The 19627-nt window shown below is 40.7% G+C and carries 18 protein-coding genes and 3 pseudogenes; 16 read left to right on the forward strand and 5 right to left on the reverse strand.

Going from position 1 to position 19627, the window contains the following annotated elements:
* Position 1 precedes the first annotated feature (1 nt).
* The 7 genes from hisD to hisIE are packed head-to-tail and all read left to right on the forward strand — an operon-like array spanning position 2 to position 6160.
* Positions 2 to 1303: a histidinol dehydrogenase gene (gene hisD, locus FHG08_RS16645; protein WP_178957130.1), complete on the forward strand. Its 1302-nt coding sequence runs from the start codon at positions 2 to 4 to the stop codon at positions 1301 to 1303.
* A complete protein-coding gene (gene hisC, locus FHG08_RS16650) occupies positions 1293 to 2381 on the forward strand; it encodes a histidinol-phosphate transaminase (RefSeq protein WP_178957131.1) in 1089 nt (362 codons plus the stop codon). The genes hisD and hisC overlap by 11 nt, the downstream gene beginning before the upstream one ends.
* On the forward strand, positions 2378 to 3439 hold the full coding sequence (hisB, locus tag FHG08_RS16655) for a bifunctional histidinol-phosphatase/imidazoleglycerol-phosphate dehydratase HisB (RefSeq protein ID WP_178957132.1): 1062 nt from the start codon (positions 2378 to 2380) through the stop codon (positions 3437 to 3439). Before hisC ends, hisB begins: the two co-directional genes overlap by 4 nt.
* Positions 3436 to 4026, forward strand: coding sequence for an imidazole glycerol phosphate synthase subunit HisH (gene hisH, locus FHG08_RS16660; RefSeq protein ID WP_075170186.1), 591 nt, complete (start codon positions 3436 to 3438; stop codon positions 4024 to 4026). The genes hisB and hisH overlap by 4 nt, the downstream gene beginning before the upstream one ends.
* A 33-nt stretch (positions 4027 to 4059) precedes the next feature.
* A complete protein-coding gene (locus FHG08_RS16665) occupies positions 4060 to 4794 on the forward strand; it encodes a 1-(5-phosphoribosyl)-5-[(5-phosphoribosylamino)methylideneamino] imidazole-4-carboxamide isomerase (protein ID WP_178957133.1) in 735 nt (244 codons plus the stop codon).
* Complete coding sequence (hisF, locus tag FHG08_RS16670; protein ID WP_178957134.1) at positions 4776 to 5555, forward strand: imidazole glycerol phosphate synthase subunit HisF; 780 nt, start codon at positions 4776 to 4778, stop codon at positions 5553 to 5555. The genes FHG08_RS16665 and hisF (FHG08_RS16670) overlap by 19 nt, the downstream gene beginning before the upstream one ends.
* The gene (hisIE, locus tag FHG08_RS16675; RefSeq protein WP_178957135.1) at positions 5546 to 6160 is read left to right on the forward strand and encodes a bifunctional phosphoribosyl-AMP cyclohydrolase/phosphoribosyl-ATP diphosphatase HisIE; all 615 of its coding nucleotides are present in this window, start codon (positions 5546 to 5548) and stop codon (positions 6158 to 6160) included. Before hisF (FHG08_RS16670) ends, hisIE begins: the two co-directional genes overlap by 10 nt.
* Positions 6161 to 6656: 496 nt before the next feature.
* On the opposite strand, the gene FHG08_RS16680 is transcribed toward hisIE, so the two are convergent.
* Positions 6657 to 7196: a cytochrome b gene (locus FHG08_RS16680; protein WP_178957136.1), complete on the reverse strand. Its 540-nt coding sequence runs from the start codon at positions 7194 to 7196 to the stop codon at positions 6657 to 6659.
* Between the two features lie 16 nt (positions 7197 to 7212).
* On the reverse strand, positions 7213 to 8220 hold the full coding sequence (locus tag FHG08_RS16685) for a catalase family peroxidase (protein WP_178957137.1): 1008 nt from the start codon (positions 8218 to 8220) through the stop codon (positions 7213 to 7215).
* Between the two features lie 578 nt (positions 8221 to 8798).
* Between FHG08_RS16685 and FHG08_RS16690 the strand changes: the two genes are divergently transcribed.
* The 6 genes and pseudogenes from FHG08_RS16690 (at position 8799) to FHG08_RS16715 (ending at position 15396) form a co-directional block, all read left to right on the forward strand.
* The gene (locus tag FHG08_RS16690) at positions 8799 to 9869 is read left to right on the forward strand and encodes an efflux RND transporter periplasmic adaptor subunit (protein WP_178957138.1); all 1071 of its coding nucleotides are present in this window, start codon (positions 8799 to 8801) and stop codon (positions 9867 to 9869) included.
* A gap of 10 nt (positions 9870 to 9879) precedes the next feature.
* On the forward strand, positions 9880 to 12939 hold the full coding sequence (locus FHG08_RS16695) for an efflux RND transporter permease subunit (protein WP_178957139.1): 3060 nt from the start codon (positions 9880 to 9882) through the stop codon (positions 12937 to 12939).
* Between the two features lie 482 nt (positions 12940 to 13421).
* Positions 13422 to 14202 (forward strand): annotated as a pseudogene (hisF, locus tag FHG08_RS16700) (imidazole glycerol phosphate synthase subunit HisF).
* Positions 14193 to 14535 (forward strand): annotated as a pseudogene (gene hisE / locus FHG08_RS16705) (phosphoribosyl-ATP diphosphatase). Before hisF (FHG08_RS16700) ends, hisE begins: the two co-directional pseudogenes overlap by 10 nt.
* Before the next feature lie 142 nt (positions 14536 to 14677).
* On the forward strand, positions 14678 to 15193 hold the full coding sequence (locus FHG08_RS16710) for a hypothetical protein (RefSeq protein WP_178957140.1): 516 nt from the start codon (positions 14678 to 14680) through the stop codon (positions 15191 to 15193).
* Positions 15194 to 15207: 14 nt separating this feature from the next.
* On the forward strand, positions 15208 to 15396 hold the full coding sequence (locus FHG08_RS16715; protein WP_075170194.1) for a DUF1289 domain-containing protein: 189 nt from the start codon (positions 15208 to 15210) through the stop codon (positions 15394 to 15396).
* A 16-nt stretch (positions 15397 to 15412) separates the two neighbouring features.
* Here FHG08_RS16715 and FHG08_RS16720 read toward each other — a convergent pair whose 3' ends face one another.
* Complete coding sequence (locus tag FHG08_RS16720; RefSeq protein ID WP_178957141.1) at positions 15413 to 16072, reverse strand: NADPH-dependent FMN reductase; 660 nt, start codon at positions 16070 to 16072, stop codon at positions 15413 to 15415.
* 68 nt (positions 16073 to 16140) lie between these two features.
* Positions 16141 to 17412, reverse strand: a complete 1272-nt coding sequence (locus FHG08_RS16725) for an O-acetylhomoserine aminocarboxypropyltransferase/cysteine synthase family protein (protein WP_013463280.1) — start codon at positions 17410 to 17412, stop codon at positions 16141 to 16143.
* Between the two features lie 326 nt (positions 17413 to 17738).
* On the opposite strand from FHG08_RS16725, the pseudogene FHG08_RS19260 reads away from it, so the two are divergent.
* Positions 17739 to 17939, forward strand: a pseudogene (locus FHG08_RS19260) (HNH endonuclease); the annotation flags it as partial.
* A gap of 6 nt (positions 17940 to 17945) precedes the next feature.
* Here FHG08_RS19260 and FHG08_RS19265 read toward each other — a convergent pair.
* Entirely contained in the window at positions 17946 to 18203 is a 258-nt protein-coding gene (locus FHG08_RS19265; protein WP_372239241.1) for a DNA repair protein RecO C-terminal domain-containing protein, read from the reverse strand.
* 354 nt (positions 18204 to 18557) lie between these two features.
* Here FHG08_RS19265 and FHG08_RS16735 point away from each other — a divergent pair, with 354 nt between their 5' ends.
* The gene (locus FHG08_RS16735) at positions 18558 to 19115 is read left to right on the forward strand and encodes a GNAT family N-acetyltransferase (RefSeq protein ID WP_178957143.1); all 558 of its coding nucleotides are present in this window, start codon (positions 18558 to 18560) and stop codon (positions 19113 to 19115) included.
* Between the two features lie 103 nt (positions 19116 to 19218).
* Positions 19219 to 19614 (forward strand): hypothetical protein, encoded by a 396-nt coding sequence (locus tag FHG08_RS16740; protein WP_178957144.1) that lies wholly within the window; start codon positions 19219 to 19221, stop codon positions 19612 to 19614.
* Positions 19615 to 19627 lie beyond the last annotated feature (13 nt).

Genomic DNA, 19627 nt, shown 5'->3' on the forward strand with positions numbered 1-19627 from the left:
AATGCTTCGTTGGAATGAGGAATCATCACAAGTTCAAGCAGCGGCGCTTATGCGCCCTGCTGTATCAGCAAGTGTAAAAGTAGAAAGCATTTGCCAGACTATTTTGGCAAAAGTTAATGCGCAAGGCGATGCCGCTCTACTTGCATTAGCAAAAGAGTTCGATAATAGAGCCAAGCCGCGTTTACGTGTACCACTTGATGAAATTAATGCCGCTGAGAAAATGCTAAGCCCAGAGCTTAAATATGCAATTGATACCGCTTATGCCAATGTGAAATGTTTTCATCAAGCGCAACTGCCAAAAGATATTAAGTTATCGACTCAACCCGGTGTTGACTGTGAACTAAAATATCAAGCCATCGAAGCAGTCGGTATTTATGTACCTGGCGGAAGTGCCCCTCTTCCGTCATCGGTTATTATGCAAGGTGTATTGGCGCAGTTAAGCGGTGCAAAAACCGTGGTATTAGCCACCCCAGTACAAGGTGATAAAGCAATTAACCCGGCTATTTTATATGCCGCTAAATTATGTGGTATCACTACAATTATTGAAAGCGGCGGTGCAGGCGCGATTGCTGCTATGGCCTATGGCACAGAGTCTGTTCCTAAAGTAAATAAAATTTTTGGTCCAGGTAACAGCTTTGTCACTATGGCAAAACAGTTAGTCGCACAAACGATTCCAGGTATGGCGATTGATATGCCAGCAGGGCCATCAGAAGTGTTAGTGATTGCAGATGAACGTGCAAACCCAGAGTTTATTGCTGCAGACTTACTCTCTCAAGCAGAACACGGGGCTGACTCACAAGTTATTTTATTATGTAACAGTGAAACCATTATTGAACAAACGCAAGATGCACTCACACGTCAACTTGCCAACTTAAGCCGAAAAAACACTGCCGAACAGGCATTGGCTAATTCGTCACTTATTCTAGTTGATTCAGTAGCTCAAGCGTTTGACGTATCAGCGCAATATGGGCCAGAGCACTTAATATTACAACTTGCAGATGCCACTCCTTATTTAGATAAAGTAAAGAATGCAGGCTCTGTATTTGTTGGCGATTACACCCCTGAGTCAGCGGGCGATTATGCCTCAGGCACTAATCACGTGTTACCCACTTATGGTTACAGTGCAACTTATTCTAGCTTGAATTTACTTGATTTTTTCCGTACTTACACAGTACAGACTATCAGTAAACGTGGCTTAACTGAGCTTTCAAAAGCTATTTTACCCTTAGCAGATGCAGAAGGCCTAGATGCCCACGCTAATGCGGTTTCAATTCGTTTAGAGGCAATAAAAAATGAGCAATGATAGCGGCTTATTACCTGATAATATTGCAGCGCTTGCTGCGTATAGCTCAGCTAAAAGTGAAAAGTTAACCGGTACAACGTGGCTCAATGCGAATGAAAGCCCGTATGCTAAAAACCTTGAAATAACAATTGAAGACTTGAATCGTTACCCCGATCCTCAGCCTCAATTGGTCATTGACCGCTACGCTGCCTATGCTGAGCTTGAAAACGAAAATGTATTAATGACTCGCGGCGCAGATGAAGGCATTGAATTATTAGTACGTACCTACTGTGAACCGTCAAAAGACAGTATTGCACTATTTTTACCAACATATGGTATGTACAAAGTAACGGCCGATACACACAACGTCGCAATCAATGGCCTAACACAAGCGCTTTTATTAAATGGCAGCGTGGATGAAATAGTTGCCGCTGTGGGTAGCTCAAAACTAGTGTTTATTTGTAATCCAAATAATCCAACTGGAAGCTTAACGCCGCTAGATAAAGTAAAAGCCATTGCCACTGCGCTTGCAGGTAAAGCATTAGTGATTGTTGATGAAGCCTACATAGAGTTTTGTCCAGAGCAAAGTGCAACACAACTTATAAACGAGTTTAGTAACATTGTTGTGCTTCGTACACTCTCAAAAGCATTCGCACTCGCGGGTTTAAGAACAGGGTTTACTCTCGCTCAGGCCAGTGTATTAGCGCCTATTCGTAAAGTCATTGCACCGTATCCGGTATCGGGTGTGGTGGCCAGTATTGCAGCACAAGCCATTGCCCCTGATGCCATTACCTCAATGCGTCGCCAAGTAACGATTTTAAATAGCTTAAAGTTAAAGCTTATTGACTGGTTAAACGCCTCCCCTGCAGTATTAAAAATACTCACTGGTGAAGGCAACTTCGTTACTTTAAAGTTAGCTAACAAGGATTACTTTAAACAAGCGCTTAAACAAGGCTTAGTAATGCGCGCCTTCACCTTATTTAATGAAGATGATTGGCTACGTATTTCAATTGGTAATGAGCAAGAATTAGAACAAGTAAAAATTTGGTTAGATGGCCTGCAATTGCCACAAACCGCAGCACAACAGGAAGTATCATGAGTAACCCCTATTTATTTATAGACCGCGATGGCACTATTATTGAAGAGCCAATCACCGATAAACAAGTCGACAGCCTTGAAAAACTAGCGTTTTTACCAGGTGTCATTCCTGCCTTATTGCAACTGCAAGCAGCAGGCTATCGCTTAGTGATGGTATCGAATCAAGATGGCTTGGGCACAGACAGCTTTCCAACTGCCGATTTCGATATTGCTCAAGACAAAATGATGGACATACTGCATAGCCAAGGCATTAGCTTTGAGTCAGTATTAATTTGCCCACATTTTGATGAACAAAACTGTGATTGCCGTAAACCTAAAACGGGTTTATTAACTGAACTTATGCGCTCAGGCAAAGTTGATTTAGCACGTTCATATGTAATTGGCGATCGCCAAACCGATATTGGCCTTGCGCAAAACTTATGTTGTGAAGGCATTTTGTACGATGGCAGCTGGCCTGCCATTGTTACCAAGCTAACCACAGCCAACCGCGAAGGCCGTGTTACGCGTAACACCAAAGAAACGCAAATTGATGTAGCGGTTAACCTTGATCAAACGAAAAATGGCAGCATAGACACTGGCCTTGGCTTTTTTGATCACATGCTGGATCAAATTCGCACGCACGCCAACATTGGTTTAAACATTAAAGCCGAAGGCGATTTACACATAGACGAGCACCACCTTGTTGAAGACATTGGTATTGCTTTAGGTGTTGCCCTTAAACAAGCGCTTGGCACTAAATCGCAAATAGCGCGCTATGGTTTTGCACTGCCAATGGATGAATGTAAAGCAGAGGCACAAATTGATTTATCGGGTCGCGCTTCATTTGTATTAAACGCTAACTTTAGCCGTGAAAAAGCCGGTGATTTAGACGTACAAATGGTTGAGCACTTTTTTAAAAGCTTAAGCGATAATGCCGCTATTAGCCTTATTTTATCGGTGAGTGACGGTAACTGTCATCACCAAGTAGAAGGCTTATTTAAAGCGTTTTCACGTGCTCTTCGTATGGCAGTAGCACAAGACACCAGCCAACAAACAGCCAGCTCTAAGGGATGTTTATGATTGCCATAATTAATACCGGGTGTGCCAATATAAATTCAGTGCGTTTTGCCTTTGAACGCTTAGGGCAAACGCCAACGGTAATTACCACACCAGAGCAGTTAAAAGGCTTTGAACGTGCAATATTACCCGGTGTTGGCCATGCATCAGTTGCTATGAAGCGTTTGGTTGATAATGGTTGGCAGCAAGCAATTAACGAATATCAGCGCCCGCTAATGGGAATTTGTTTAGGTATGCAGTTACTGTGCGAAAGCACCGAAGAAGGTAATGTGCAGTGCTTAGGTAAAATACCAGGGCAAGTAAAAGCCCTTGATGTTGGCAGTTTAACGTCGCCGCATATGGGTTGGAATAACTTAAGCATTAATAAAGAGCATGCACTTACTAAAGGGTTAACACAAGACGAGCAAGTGTACTTTGTTCATAGCTTTGCGCACACCGTAAACGACGCAACACTTGTAAGCGGCGAATACGGCCAAACCTTTTCGGCCATAGTTGCTAAAGACAACTACGCTGGCATGCAATTTCACCCTGAGCGCAGTGCAAAAGTAGGCACCCGTTTATTACAAAATTTTGTTGATTGGCAGTTATAAACAGCCCATTAACCAACAATAAAGAGATTATTTGTGATTATTCCAGCATTAGACGTATTACAAAATCAAATTGTTCGTTTATACCAAGGTAAATACGACACCGCCCAGTTTTATCCTTTCGAGCTTGGCGCACGGTTAAAAGAATACGCCGACAGCGGCGCAGGTAAATTACACCTTGTAGATTTAGAAGGCGCACGCGATCCAAGTAAAAAACAGTGGCAACATATTCAAGCTGCAACTAAAGCGCTTAATGTACCGTACCAAGTGGGCGGCGGTATTCGCTCAGAGCAAGACGTGAGCGATTGGCTAAAAGCCGGTGCTAACCAAGTGGTTATTGGCTCAATGGCGGTAGAAAAACGCGAGCAAGTAAAAGCCTGGATTGAACAATTTGGCGCCGAGCACTTTGTAATTGCCCTTGATGTAAATAAAACAGCCACAGGATGGGCACCTGCTACTCACGGTTGGCTAAGTGAATCTGAGTTTGGTTTACTTGAGCTTGTTGATTTTTACGTTGCTCTGGATGTTATTGACTTTTTATGCACGGACATTAGCAAAGATGGCACCATGTCAGGCCCTTCTTTTGCGCTTTATGAAGATTTAATTAATCATAATGCAAATATTAAAGTGCAAGCCTCAGGTGGGGTAAGCTCGTTAGATGATATTAAAAAGCTCAATGAACTTGGTGTGGGTGGCGTAATTTTAGGTAAGTCACTACTTGATGGCGCATTTAGTGTTGAGGAGGCGTTAGCATGTTATCAAAACGCATAATCCCCTGTTTAGATGTAAAAGATGGCCAAGTAGTAAAAGGCGTTAAATTTAAAAGCCATGAAATAGTGGGAGATATTTTAACAATGGCAAAAGCATACAGCGATGCTGGTGCCGATGAACTGGTTTTTTACGAAATCAGCGCAAGTGTTGAAAAACGCCTACTTGATGTTAACTGGGTTGAAAACATTGCCCGCCACATTGATATTCCATTTTGTGTGGCTGGCGGTATTAAATCGGTAGCCGATGCAGCACGGGTTTTAGAGCGTGGTGCCGATAAAATAAGTATCAACAGCCCTGCTATTGCACGCCCTGAACTCATAAAAGAGCTACACGATGAATTTGGTAAGCAATGTGTTGTTGTAGGTATTGACAGTTTTTACGATGAAGTAACCGGCGAATACTTAGTGTATCAATTAACCGGCGATCCTAATGCGTCAAGCCGCACCCGTTACAAAACCGAGGAATGGGTTAAACGCGTACAAGACTTAGGTGCAGGCGAAATCGTTTTAAATTGTATGAACCAAGATGGTGTTCGCAACGGTTACGACAACGAGCAACTCAGCAAAATACGCCAGCTGTGTGATATTCCTTTAATCGCCTCAGGCGGTGCAGGCAGCATGCAAGATTTTGTTGATGTATTTAAACAAAGCGAAGTCGATGGCGCATTGGCAGCAAGCGTTTTTCACAAAAACGTGATAAACATCGGTGAACTAAAACAATTTTTAATCGATAACCAAGTGGCAGCAAGACTATGCAAGTAACCTTAGAAAACCAAACTCAAGTTGATTTCGCTAAAAGCGAGATGATCCCTGCCATTGTTCAAGATGCCCGCTCTGGCGTAATTTTAATGCAAGGCTTTATGAACAGCGAAGCGCTTAAAGTAACACTTGAAAGTAATAAAGTGACTTTTTATTCGCGCTCTAAATCGCGTTTATGGACCAAAGGCGAATCATCAGAAAACTTTTTAAACGTGGTATCGGTTCATACCGATTGTGACTACGACTCAATTTTAGTAATGGCTAACCCAGAGGGCCCAACGTGCCACTTAGGCACACAAAGCTGCTTTGGCGATGATGCTAAACCAAGCTTAAGCTTTTTAGCACAATTAGAAGATGTCATTGTTGAGCGTAAAAATGATGATCCAGCTAAAAGCTACACTGCGTCACTGTTCGCAGAAGACTTAAGCCGTAGCTGTCAAAAAGTAGGCGAAGAAGGTGTAGAAGTGGCGCTTGCAGCAATGAAACACGACAACAATGAACTTACCAACGAATCGGCCGATTTGTTGTATCACCTCGTTGTACTACTACAACGCCAAGGGTTAGAACTCACTGATGTAGTTGCTTGCCTACAAGGTCGTCATAAGTAAATACAACGATTACTGTGTGCGCCATTATGTGGCGCACATCGTTATAAAAAGCCATAATTTTTCTTTTTAATTCAGCCTCTCAATAGCATTTATTCTCTCCCTTAGGTATCCTTTAACTAGGGTCTGCTGACCTTTGCGGATTAATATTTATTCAAACTAGGGGCGGTTTAATCCCGGCGCGAGGTTTGCAACCTAGTGGGCTCGATAACTGCTCCTGCGTTATTCTACTGGCTTACATCCATGTAAGAATAAGTAAAAACCGAGCAAAGCTTCCGCGTCCTGCTCACGCCCCTTACCTACATCCATGTAGGCAACAAAGAGTAAATAGCCTCTAGGCAGAACCCTTCGGGCAGCGCCTGTTTGGCATTGATGCTGCGTTATCGCCTATTTATGTGGAATATTCACACTACTTAGGCTCTTCCTTGCCTAAATACCAAACAAACTGCTGCAAATTTAATCTCAAAAGGTCAACAGCCCCTAATTAACTTTGACTAAATTATTTATGCTTACCCGGTAACATAGAACCCAATACGCCATCTTGCTTTATGAAACCATGATAAAGTGCAGCGCTTACATGCATAAAAATAAACAGTAAAAATGCATAAGCAATTAAGCCATGTGCTTCACGAAAAAATGCATAGGTCTCAATATTTTTACTAACTAAATTAGGCAAAGTAAATATACCAAAAAAGCTCACAGAACGTTCGTCAGCACTTTGCATTAACCAGCCTGAAATTGGCATTAAAATCATAGACGCATATAAGCCCACTTGGGTTAAATGTGCCGCTAAAGCTTGTGCTTTAGGCACACTTTGGGGTAACGCAGGGCTTTTATACAGTACTTTATTAATTAATCTTATTGCAACTAGTATCAGTGCTAACACACCAAACGATTTATGTAGTTGTATAGCTTCTACTTGCCATACGGCTAAGCTTTGTACCATCGATAAACCAAGAAATAACATAGAAAGTATAATTAATGCCATTGCCCAGTGAATAAGCATACTCGACGCTGAGTATTTAGTAATAGTGTTCATTGACTCGTTCCTGTGATTAATTATTTAAAAGTACTTCTTTAGCACGACGACGAAATGACTCTGCATACGCAGCGCCACGGGCACGTAAAATAGGATCGGCACTTGGCTCAATACCTGTTGGTAATACCAGCGGATCAAAGTTCATGTTTTCACATACCCCACCCTCTTGTGCTTGCAAGCGTGATATTACTAACGTACCGGCGTTAATGGTTTTGCGCGATTGTGGCCATAAAACAGTTGGGTTGTTTTCATCATCTTCTTCGGTTGCAAAACTAAACAGCATATCGAACTTAACCGAAGACTGAGCTACTTGGTCTTTAAGTTGTAGCTGCAACGCATCTGGTGAATTATTATTAAGTGGTTGGATGTTTTCATCACTTAATTGTGGTTTAGCAATCCAGCGTACGGCATGCTTTTCATCATTTTCATCCATCAAATAAAACGCATTGATACTGTGGTATTGCTCAGTGGCAAAGCTACTGGTTGGCGTGTAGCTTGCTTTCCAGTTATTAAAAGCAGCACTTTCAGGGTGTGCTGCAAAAAACGCTTTAATTTTTTCTGGGCTGCGCTTTTTAGTCACCGGATCGGGTGAAAGTGCTTGTAGTTGTTTAAAAAACGCTTCTGGCGTAGCTACCGCCATAACCGGAGGCGTATTCATTGCCACCCGCCATTCTTGGTTATCATCAGTAGTTATAGAAAACGCTAAACTACGCACAGGAGCTTTTAAATCAGGTGCAGTTGGATTATTACCCGCAATAGAAAAGCGACCTACAAAAGGAGTGGCCCCTAAATCAAATACCTTCGCTTGCGAATACTTAGCAAGCTCACCCGTTGACTCAAAAGAGCCTGCTAAACAAATACCTTTTGCGTGTGCTCGGCGAAATCCCTTATGGGTTTTATCACCTTGCTGTAAATTAACAAAACGCTGTGCAGTCACTGCGTCACGATTAAATGCGCCAGTAAAATACAAAATAGTCAGGGAAAATAAGCTAATAATTGCTATTAAGATGATTTTTTTACTCATGGTAGGATTTGACCTCGTATGATTATTTTTTGATGACTATGTTGGAATTTTTCACAGTTAAAATTACCCGCGAAAATAATGGCTAACCATTGCTGAGTGATGCTTTGAGTTGAAGTGTTTTTATCAAGCAATACCTACATCACTCTTACAAGACCGCTCCTAAGCAATTAATATTTCAATTTAATTTGTAAAAAGTATAGTTTGTGGTTTTAATACTATATACCTAATATTTTAGGCGTCTGCTTTTAAAATGCTGATTGTTAATTATACTTAGCCCAACATAAAGCAAGTATTAAGTTGCACTTTTGGTGCTTTCTACAAAATCATACAAATTAAAACAAAACGGTACAGCAACTGTCTCTTATACACATCTGACGCTGCCGACGATCGCATAAGTGTTATTTATTAGATAGGCTCCGGTCTCGTGGGCTCGGAGATGTGTATAAGAGACAGAGTTATAGTTTAATAACACACATTTCAGGTAAATTCGAAAATAAACGCAATTGGCTATTTTATAATTTTTACTGATTAAAAAATGCCAAAAATTAACAACGCACTTTTTATTTAAGGTAAGCCATATGATCAAAACACGTTGTTTTACTCAATTTAATTTAATTAGTATTACGTTTCTACTTTTATTAGCCGGTTGCTCAGAAAGTGATGTCAGCACACAAAAACAAAACGAACCGCGTGCGGTTAAACTAATAACCATAGGTGATGTTTCGCAATCAAAAACGCTCACCTACCCCGCCACTGTCGACACTATAAATAGCTCAAAGCTTGCTTTTCAGGTTAGCGGAAAGTTAGAAGCGCTTAACGTTATTGCTGCACAAAACGTAAACAAAGGCGATGTAATTGCTGTATTAGAACAACGAAACTTTATTAATGAGGTCAAGTCGAGCAAAATTCAGTTTGAAACAGCCGATAATGATTACCAACGTGGTTTGAAGCTCGTTAAAGATGGGGTTATTTCACAACGTGATATAGAGCAACTAAAATCTAAAAAAGAAGTAGCCGAATCGCAATATGACTCAGCGCAAAAAGCATTATCTGACAGTAAAATTATAGCGCCTTACGATGCTATTGTTGCAGAAGTACCGGTAAAGCAGCTTGAAAACATAAGTGCTGGGCAACACGTTGTTACTTTATTTGGTAAAGGTGAAATGGAAGCGGTGGTAAATATTCCCGCGTCTATTGTGGCCACAGTAGATTCTAAGCAGAACAATGTAGCCTCAGTAATTTTACAAGATGTATCAACTGCTCCCATTCCTGCAACATTTAGACGAGCCAATTTAGAAGCCGACTCAGCGAGCCAAACCTATGAAGTACGATTTGCCTTTGCTGTACCAAATAACCTTAATATATTGCCTGGCATGAATGCCAGTCTAAAAATCACCCGTGAAAGCAGCTCAAATACAACTCGCTTACTAGTGCCAACCTTTGCTATTTTTGAACAAAACGGAGAACACTTTGTTTGGACGGTTGACGCTAAAACAATGCAAGCTTCTAAAGCTCCCGTTAAAATTGAAAATGGCATTGGCGAGCAACTCATTGTCACTGACGGTTTAAAAGCCGGGGATGTAATTATTGGTGCAGGTGCAAACTATGTGACTGAGGGTATGAAAGTACGTCCTTGGACTAAAGCATAGGAGCGCGATAATGGATTTAGCAAAATGGACAATTAATAATAAGTTAATAAGCACTATACTCATTATTTTAACCCTAGGATTTGGTTTTTCATCCTATAAAAACATGCCTCGCTTTGAAGACCCCGAATTTATAATTCGCACCGCGCAAGTGTTTGTCTCCTACTCAGGTGCAAGCCCGCTAGAAGTAGCAAAGGAGGTAACTGAGCCGCTTGAACGTGCAATTCAAGAACTACAAGAAGTTGATACTATATCGTCCACCTCATCTACGGGCTTATCTGAAATTAAAGTAGAGATTAAATCAGAGTTTTCCCCGACTAAATCTGAGTTGCAAGTTATTTGGACTAAGCTCAGAAACAAAATAAATGACACACGTCCAACATTACCGCCTGGTACTGGCACGCCACAAGTTTATGATGATTTTGGTGATGTATATGGCTTAAGCTATTTAATAACCTCCGAAGGATACTCACCCGACGAGTTACATGCCTACGCTAAAGATTTGCAAAGTGACATTTTACAAGTAGAGGGCGTAGCCAAAGTTGCTATGACAGGCGTGCAGCAAGAAGGCATCTTTGTAGAAATAGCCCGTGAAGAGTTAGCCTCTTTAGGCGTTTCTATTAATAATATTTACGGCATTTTAGATGAGCAAAACGCTGTATTGAGCGCTGGTAACACTCAAATTGGCGATCAACGTATTTTTATCGACCCTACCGGAGAAATTAACTCCGTTGATACCATTAAAAATCTATTGGTTAGTGCCAGCGGTGAAGGTAAAACAATTTATCTTAAAGATATTGCCAATGTATACCGTGGCTTTCAAAGCCCACCAACCAAGTTAGTCCGTTATAACTCTAAACCTGCAATTTCACTTGGGGTCGCCAGTGTCTTGGGTGCTAATGTGGTTAAAGTATTTGACCGCGTTGATGACAAAGTAAAACAAACTGAAAACCTCAGACCGCTGGGTATCACAGTGCATGAGTTTTACCACCAAGGTAAAGTAGTACAAGATTCAGTCGACAACTTTGTAGTGAATGTTTTAGTCGCACTGGTGATCGTAATGGTTACCCTGCTGCTATTTATGGGTTTGCGCTCAGGAATTATTATTGGCGCCGTATTACTGCTAACCATTTTTGCGACCCTTGCTACCATGGATTGGAGCGGCATACCCATGCATCGAATTTCTCTTGGTGCGCTGATTATCGCGCTAGGCATGATGGTTGATAACGCTATAGTTGTGACCGAAGGGATTTTAGTTGGTACACAAAAGGGCCGTAAAAAGTTAGAAATTGCTAGCGAAGTCGTCAAGCAAACTAAGTGGCCACTACTGGGTGGTACCTTGGTAGGCATTGTTGCTTTTGCGCCTATTGGTCTTGCCCCAGGTGATACCGCTGAATTTACCGGTCATTTATTCTGGGTTATTTTAATTTCTCTGTTATACAGCTGGTTATTTGCCATTACCCTAACCCCCTTATTTTGTTATTGCTTGTTTAAAGAGCAAGATAACGACACCTCAGGCTCAGCGAAGCCAAATAAACTTATGACGTTATATCAATCTGTTGTGGTTTCGGCATTGCATCATCGCTGGCTCAGTATTGCCATTGTGGTTGCCACTTTTAGTGTGTCTATGTGGGGATTTCAATTTGTAAAATCAGGATTTTTTCCAGCTTCTACCACACCACAAATGGTGGTTGATTTTTGGCTACCGCAAGGTACCGATATTGAAAAAACCAAAAGAGATATGCTCAAGTTAGAGAAATTTGTAAAGCAACAAAATGGCGTTGAAGGTATACAAACGCTTATTGGCGGCGGCGGGCTTCGCTACATGCTTATTTATGGTAGTGAGTCACCAAACAGCTCTTACGGGCAAATTTTAGCTAAAGTCGATGACTACAAAAAGCTAGATAAACTTTTACCTACCGTACAAAATTACATTGACGATAACTTTGTTGATGCTCAAGGCAAAGCATGGCGCTTTGTAATGGGCCCAGGTGGGGGCTCTAAAATAGAAGCCACATTTAAAGGGCCAGACCCAGATGTATTAAGAGAGCTAGCAGCACAGTCAAAAGGAGTATTAATTGATGATGGCGGCGCCTTGTCTATTAAAGATACATGGCGACAACGCATTAGTGTTATTGAACCACAGTACTCAGCCATTAATGCGCAGCGCGCTGGTGTAACGCGTAAAGCGGTTGCTGAAGCCTTACAGCAGAACTTTTCTGGTCAAGTGGTTGGACAGTATCGTGAAGGTGAAGAGCTCATTCCTATTATTGTTAGAGCACCACAATCGGAACGTGTCGACATAAACGATATTGGCAACATTCAGGTACAAAGCAATATCACTGGTGAAACACTGCCCCTAGCGCAAGTAACCAATGGGTTTAAAACCGTCTGGCGCGATGGCATTTTAAAACGTGAAGACCGTGAATGGACTATAAAAGCTCAAGCGGATCCTCTGCCGGGTGAACTAGCCTCAGAGTTATTTAATCGGGTAAGGCCTAAAATAGAAGCCATTGACCTTCCTCAAGGGTATCGACTTGAATGGGATGGCGAATACGGACAATCGAAAGAGTCTAACGAAATGTTGGCCTCAACTATTCCAATGGGCTTTTTAGCCATGGTGCTGATTGTTATTGTGTTATTTAATGCTTTAAAACAACCAATTATTATTTGGCTTGTTGTGCCATTAGCCTTAATTGGTGTTGTGTTTGGGCTGGTAACCACACAAATACCACTAGAGTTTATGGGTATATTAGGATTACTGTCGCTCTCAGGTTTGTTAATTAAAAATGCCATTGTATTAGTAGATCAAATGGACATGGAAATTCGCCAAGGTAAACCTGCATATAATGCCATTATCGACTCGGCAAATAGTCGGGTAAGACCGGTAATGATGGGCACACTAACCACGGTGTTAGGGGTTATTCCACTGTATTTTGATGCATTTTTCCAATCAATGTCTGTGGTTTTAGTATTCGGGTTACTGTTTGCTACCTTGCTTACATTAATCGTAATACCTGTTCTATACGCCATTTTTATGAATGTTAAACAAGACGAACAGGCAACTAATTAAACGCCAACAAAAATATGGCCATGCTTAGTAGTAAGTCATGGCCTTTTTATAAGCTTTGAGCAAAATAATTCATATAATTATCACAATTAACTTTTAAAAAATACTGCATATACAACATACCTTTCAAACCTTATAGCTGCTAAAAACGCCCTCAGATACGGTTATTCTTTTTCAAAATAAACATTTTAATTTTAGTATTTTATAAATTTAAATAAGCATTGAAGCGGATATTTTTTTAAGGCATTAATTATCACTTTAAGTTCTAGCTTCAAGTATTAACATAGCCGGAGTTCTATTATGTGGTGAGGCTAAGAATTCATTGCATAGTAATGCATTAAGATTCATTCATTAAATTAACTATTCAAATTTATCAAATAAATAACATATCAAGTGCAGTCTATGTGTCTTCTATTTAGTCATACAAACGATAAATGTAAAAACAGCTTTATTTCAAATCAAAATTTTAAAAACTAGGCATTCTCATGTTATCAAAACGCATAATTCCTTGTTTAGATGTAAAAGACGGCTAAGTCGTTAAAGGAGTTAAATTTAAAGGCCACGAAGTGGTTGGCGATGTACTTACCCTAGCTAAAGCTTACAGCAAAGTCGGTGCTGATGAACTGGTGTTTTACGAGATCAGTGCAAGTGTTGAAAAACGCCTACTCGATGTCAATTTGGTGGAAAACATTGCCCGCCATATCGATATTCCATTTTGTGTAGCCGGTGGTATTAAATCGGTGGCCGATGCAGCTCGTGTGCTTGAACGTGGCGCTGACAAAATCAGTATTAATAGCCCTGCAATTGCGCGTCCAGAGCTAATAAAAGAATTACATGATGAGTTTGGCAAACAGTGTGTAGTTGTTGGCATTGACAGCTTTTTTGACGAAACAACCGGTGAATATCTAGTTTATCAGCTTACTGGCGATCCTAATGCGTCAAGCCGCACCCGTTATAAAACCGAAGAATGGGTTAAACGCGTACAAGACTTAGGTGCAGGCGAAATCGTTTTAAGTTGTATGAACCAAGATGGTGTTCGCAACGGTTACGACAACGAGCAACTCAGCAAAATACGCCAGCTGTGTGATATTTCTTTAATCGCCTCAGGCGGTGCAGGCAGCATGCAAGATTTTGTTGATGTATTTCAACAAAGCCAAGTAGATGGTACGCTCGCAGCCAGTGTTTTTTTACAAAAACGTGATAAACATCGGTGAACTAAAACAATTTTTAATCGATAACCAAGTGGCAGCAAGACTATGCAAGTAACCTTAGAAAACCAAACTCAAGTTGCTTTCGCTAAAAGCGAGATGATCCCTGCCATTGTTCAAGATGTCCGCTCTGGCGTAATTTTAATGCAAGGCTTTATGAACAGCGAAGCGCTAAAAGCTACACTGCGTCACTGTTCGCAGAAGACTTAAGCCGTAGCTGTCAAAAAGTAGGTAAAGAAGGTGTAGAAGTGGCACTTGCAGCAATGAAACACGATAACAATGAACTTACAACGAATCGGCCGATTTGTTGTATCACCTTGTTGTACTATTACAACGACAAGGGTTAGAGCTCACTGGTGTAGCTGCTTGCCTACAAGGTCGTCATAAGTAAATATAACGATTACTGTGTGCGCCATTATTTGGCGCACATCGTTATAAAAAGCCATAATTTTTCTTTTTTAATTCAGACTCTCAATAGCATTTATTCTCTACCTTAGGTATCCTTGGTAGCAATTACAAAAGGATAGCGCACTATGAAAACTTATATATCGCTTATACTCACGGGCCTTATTTTATCTGGCTGTAGCAGTTTAACCAGTGAACAAAAAGCCAAATTAGACAGCTTAACGCCCTGTGAAAAAATGGATGGCTTAATAACCGAATTCGATAATCGCTTTGATGCGTTAAAAGACACTAAAGTACAAAACTCATATTTAGATGTGTGGACTGCAAAGTACAACGTTTTTGGCGATAACTGCCAAGTGACTAGTTTTAACAATCAAACTGTGACCTATCAATGCCAAGAAAGCTACAAAGATCAACAGCAAGCGGTAGCTATGCATCAACAAGCAATTGAACTCACTCGCCAATGTTTAACTAAAACAAACAACTGGTTAGAAACACAAAAAGAGTCAGAAACGTCGCTGCGTACCACCTTTGTACTTGATGATAAGTCGCCGGTTATTTCTGTTTATACCAGCAAAACGTTATCAAAAATTAAAACTTGGTCGACCTCTTTAGAAGTAGGAAAGCCCGTCGCCACTAAATAATGACGAGAGAATGTATGCGCCAAACACCCAGTAAACAATCCACTCATTTAAAAACAGACTGTATCGGTGAATGTTATAGAATGAATGGCTACTGTACTGGGTGCGGTCGCACCAGCGACGAAATATTCGACTGGATTATTTTAACTGACGAACAAAAGCAAGCAATATTGGCCTCCCCTCGTGAAGATGCTAAAAAAGACTAGCTTAAATTTTTAACCGTTAAGGCGCATTACGCTGTGATGGGTCACGTTTAAAATCTTTGCTTAACTGCTTAGGATCTAACGCTTCACGTTGTTTGCTAGCACCTTCTGCCCACCAAATTAATTGATTAAAGGTGCGCGAAAAATAGCTATCCCACGATGTTTGCTCTGTCGCATTATTTGCGTCACCACTTTCAATAAACACATCTTGCGCTTTTGGTACATGGATCATTGCTGATACCGGTAAACAACCCAGTTCACTTAAAAAGCTGCGCATGCCAACAGCAGCACGTACGCCGCCCCACTGCCCTGCAGAATAAGTAACAATCGCGCTAGGTTTATAACCAAATAAAGAACTACCAAAGTGGTTTAGCAAATTAGCGAGTGCCGGACTCATAGAATGATTATATTCAGGGCTTACCATAACAAAGCCATCGCTGGCTTTAATTTTTGCCGCTAAGGCATCAAGCTGTTTAGGTACCTCAGCCTGCAAATAAGCAAAGTGCGGTTTAAACACAGGGTCTAAATCATAATCGAGCGGATCAATAAGCTCTATTTCATGCTCAGAGTAATGCTCAAGCAAACAACGCTCACATGCTTTCGCTACCCTTTCCCCTAAACGCGCAGGCTTAGGTGGGGTACTTTTTCTAACCGAACCGAGAAAAATTAAAAATTTCATGTATCGGCACTCCTTTTTAATTGCAAAAATAAATACCTCAAAAAAGTTTGAGGTATTTACTGTACGATTTAGGCCTTATCAAGCGCTTGGCTTACATCGGCAATAATATCGTCAATGTTTTCAATACCCACCGATAACCGAATTAAATCGCGGCTAACGCCCGCATTGGCCAGCTCTTCATCATTTAATTGGCGGTGCGTGGTCGATGCAGGATGACACGCCAGCGATTTAGCATCGCCAATATTTACTAAACGTAAAATCATGTTTAGAGCATCAATAAACCGCGTACCGGCTTCAAGGCCACCGGCAATACCAAAACTTAAAATACCTGACGCTTTACCATTGGTAATTTTTTGGCTTATTTCGTTATACGGGCTTGATTTTAATCCCGCATAATTAACCCAAAGCACCTTAGGATGGCTCTCTAGGTATTCAGCAATTTTTTGCGCGTTTTCGCAGTGACGATCCATTCTTAGCCCTAACGTTTCAAGGCCAATTAAAATATCAGAGGCGTTTTTAGGCGCAAGCGCCGCACCGGTATTTCTAAGTGGGACAACACGGCAACGGCCAATAAACGCCGCCTCAGCAAATGCATCGGTATACACTACATTATGGTACGACGGATCAGGCTCATTCATCATCGCAAAACGGGTTGCATTGGCTTTCCAGTCAAACTTGCCCGAATCAACAATCATGCCGCCAATCGCGGTTCCATGACCGTTAATGTATTTAGTGAGCGAGTGCACCACAATATCGGCACCTAACTCAAATGGACGACACAGATACGGCGTAGCCACGGTGTTATCTACAATTAAAGGCACCCCTTTACTGTGGGCAATTTTCGCAAGGCGAGCAATATCAACAATATTCCCAGCAGGATTACCAATTGACTCGCAAAAAACCGCACGGGTGTTTTCATCAATCGCGTTTTCAAAACCGTCAAAATCATCGGCTTTAATCATTCGCGCTTCTATACCTTGGCGCGGCAAGCTGTGAGCAAATAAATTATAAGTGCCACCATACACTTGGCTGGTGCTTACAATATTAGTGCCCACTTCACATAAACATTGAATCGCATAGGTAATCGCCGCCATACCCGAGGCCACAGCCAACGCACCAATGCCGCCTTCCATCGCGGCAATACGCTGCTCAAGTACCGCATTGGTCGGGTTCATTATGCGGGTATAAATATTACCCGGCACTTTTAAATCAAATAAATCAGCGCCATGCTGGGTATTATCAAAGGTGTACGAAGAGGTGTTATAAATTGGCACCGCCGCCGATTTAGTGGTGGCTTCAGATTCATAACCATGGTGCAACGCTAAAGACTCAAGTTTCATAATTTATTCCTTCAATATAGTTACATCTAACGTAGCATTTAATGGTTACAAAGTGCACATGAAATATACTAAAGAATGTTGAAGCAATTTGATTGAATGCTGTATCTAGGTAAGTGTTAAAACTATCGTTTGCTCATATATTCAAGAAAATGAGCCAAGCGCGCATATTAGTCCTCTAAGTATTTATTAAAAACAATAAAAACTTATTGATAGCAATATGTTAGGTAATTTGTTAAAACTATATAAAATAGAAAAGTGAGCGTGACATTGGCAGAGATATGCGCGATGAGCGCACTATTAAATTGTTATGAGTATCAAGGAAGTCGATGAGAATTACCCAGGCCTTAAAACAACAAGTACTTAATGAAGCTAATTGGAAGTGTGAATATTGTGGAATTAAGTTAGATGAATCCAGTTGCTCGATTGATCACAAGATGCCGCGCAGTAAAGGTGGATCTGATGAACGCGAAAATTTAGCTGCCGCTTGTAGAAAATGTAACATGCAAAAAGCAGATAAAGTTCTTGAGGCATTTTCAAATCCGATTGCTAAACAGGCAGCAACAGCATGGATTCATGCATACATAAAATCGCCCAAAACAACTAGCATACTGTCTTTTATTATTGGTGTACTTGGCTTTGTTTTTGCTATCTACTTTAATACACAAGCTGAAATTCAACGTGAAGCCAAACTCTCCCAAGACCTTAATTTCAAATCTCAAATTGAACAATTGGAGAACACTGAAAGTAGCTTGAAGCAGTTGCTTGAATTTATTAAATTGCAAAAAATTCAAGTTACGGATAATCAGACATCACTTGAAACACTTGTCGAAGAAAAAAATAAACTAGAGCCGTTAGTTAGTGCCGATAAAAAAGTAGTTGAAGCATTGTTTTCTGCACAAGAAGCTAGAGCAATAGAATCGGCTAAAGCTGAAAGATGGATTGGTTTTTGGATTGGTGTAGTAGCTTCTATTATTGCCTCTATCGTGCTTATGATTTTCCAATACTTTCTCAAAGTTCGCAGTGAAAACTCATAACAAGGCGTTTAAACGGAATAAAAACAGTGGGTTACGTTTCGCTTCGCTCCACATTATAACCCACAATTTTTGTCCGCTTAACGCGGCGTTATATTTCAAGGAGGATTCAGGTTGTCATTTCCAGTTTTAGAGACAAATCGCTTAAGGTTAGATAAATTATCCAAAGAAGACTCAAATAGCTTATTTGAGTTATTCTCTGACAATTCAGTTGTCGAATACTATGATCTGGAAGCTTTCACTGAACTATCACAAGCGAGCAACTTAATAGAGCTCTTTAACTCTCGCTTTAATGAAAACTCTGGTATTCGTTGGGCTATTCGCCTAAAAGAAACAGATAAATTTATCGGAACTTGTGGCTTTAATACTTGGAGTCCAAAAATGAAAAATGCCGTACTTGGGTATGATTTGTTGCCTCAGTATTGGGGCATGGGTTTGACCACTGAAGCAGTCCATCGAATAGTTAAAGCTGCATTTTTAGGTGAACTATCTTGCGGTAAACTTAACCGAATACAAGGGGATACTGTTCCGGGGAACTTAGCATCTGAATCACTACTTCTAAAGGTTGGTTTCAAAGAGGAAGGTGTAAGACGCCAAAGTGGTTTCTGGAAAAACCAGTTTCACGACCTTAAATGCTTTGGTTTAATTCAGTCCGAGTACCGTGAAAAATAACAAGCGCATTAAGCATGGGACTGCTAACCGTTTGCTCGGTTCCGCTAAGCTACAGAGTTTAGCCAAGCATTTTTGCGCCCATTAGTAAGGCGTTAGGAGTAAAGTGAAATTCAAAGTTGCTAGTTCAATTCTGGCCTTATTTACATTGATAGGTTTGGGAGTGACTATATTTTCAGACTTTGAGAATATTGAAAGGTTGATCATTTGTTCCGTACTTTATGTATTAATACCGGCTTATGGTGCATATGGTACTTTTATAAGAAGCCGTACTGGAATATTAGTTTCTGTGATCTTATTTCTTTTTCAGAGTATTCGGAGTGTTGGAAGTGATAGCTTAATTCCACATATTGCTCCTATAACAATTTCCTTTCCCTTTGGTGATTTCTCAAATGGTCAAGGGTATTTAATCGACTACTTTGCTATTTTTATGGCAATATTTTTAGCATGGTTACTTAAGGTGGTAATTACCCCTAATAAGTCATTAAACAGGGACAAATAACTGTTGATTTTTG

It is taken from the genome of Pseudoalteromonas sp. Scap03, assembly GCF_013393115.1.
Taxonomy (GTDB): domain Bacteria; phylum Pseudomonadota; class Gammaproteobacteria; order Enterobacterales; family Alteromonadaceae; genus Pseudoalteromonas.

Excerpts from the sequence above, each read along its gene's own strand:
- hisC (WP_178957131.1), top strand. The coding sequence starts at position 1,293 with ATGAGCAATGATAGCGGCTTATTACCTGATAATATTGCAGCGCTTGCT.
- FHG08_RS16715 (WP_075170194.1), top strand. The coding sequence starts at position 15,208 with ATGCGCCAAACACCCAGTAAACAATCCACTCATTTAAAAACAGACTGT.
- hisF (WP_178957134.1), top strand. The coding sequence starts at position 4,776 with ATGTTATCAAAACGCATAATCCCCTGTTTAGATGTAAAAGATGGCCAA.
- FHG08_RS16695 (WP_178957139.1), top strand. The coding sequence starts at position 9,880 with ATGGATTTAGCAAAATGGACAATTAATAATAAGTTAATAAGCACTATA.
- FHG08_RS16685 (WP_178957137.1), bottom strand. The coding sequence starts at position 8,220 with ATGAGTAAAAAAATCATCTTAATAGCAATTATTAGCTTATTTTCCCTG.
- FHG08_RS16690 (WP_178957138.1), top strand. The coding sequence starts at position 8,799 with ATGATCAAAACACGTTGTTTTACTCAATTTAATTTAATTAGTATTACG.
- hisB (WP_178957132.1), top strand. The coding sequence starts at position 2,378 with ATGAGTAACCCCTATTTATTTATAGACCGCGATGGCACTATTATTGAA.
- FHG08_RS16680 (WP_178957136.1), bottom strand. The coding sequence starts at position 7,196 with ATGAACACTATTACTAAATACTCAGCGTCGAGTATGCTTATTCACTGG.
- FHG08_RS16725 (WP_013463280.1), bottom strand. The coding sequence starts at position 17,412 with ATGAAACTTGAGTCTTTAGCGTTGCACCATGGTTATGAATCTGAAGCC.
- hisH (WP_075170186.1), top strand. The coding sequence starts at position 3,436 with ATGATTGCCATAATTAATACCGGGTGTGCCAATATAAATTCAGTGCGT.
- FHG08_RS16720 (WP_178957141.1), bottom strand. The coding sequence starts at position 16,072 with ATGAAATTTTTAATTTTTCTCGGTTCGGTTAGAAAAAGTACCCCACCT.
- hisIE (WP_178957135.1), top strand. The coding sequence starts at position 5,546 with ATGCAAGTAACCTTAGAAAACCAAACTCAAGTTGATTTCGCTAAAAGC.
- hisD (WP_178957130.1), top strand. The coding sequence starts at position 2 with ATGCTTCGTTGGAATGAGGAATCATCACAAGTTCAAGCAGCGGCGCTT.
- FHG08_RS16710 (WP_178957140.1), top strand. The coding sequence starts at position 14,678 with ATGAAAACTTATATATCGCTTATACTCACGGGCCTTATTTTATCTGGC.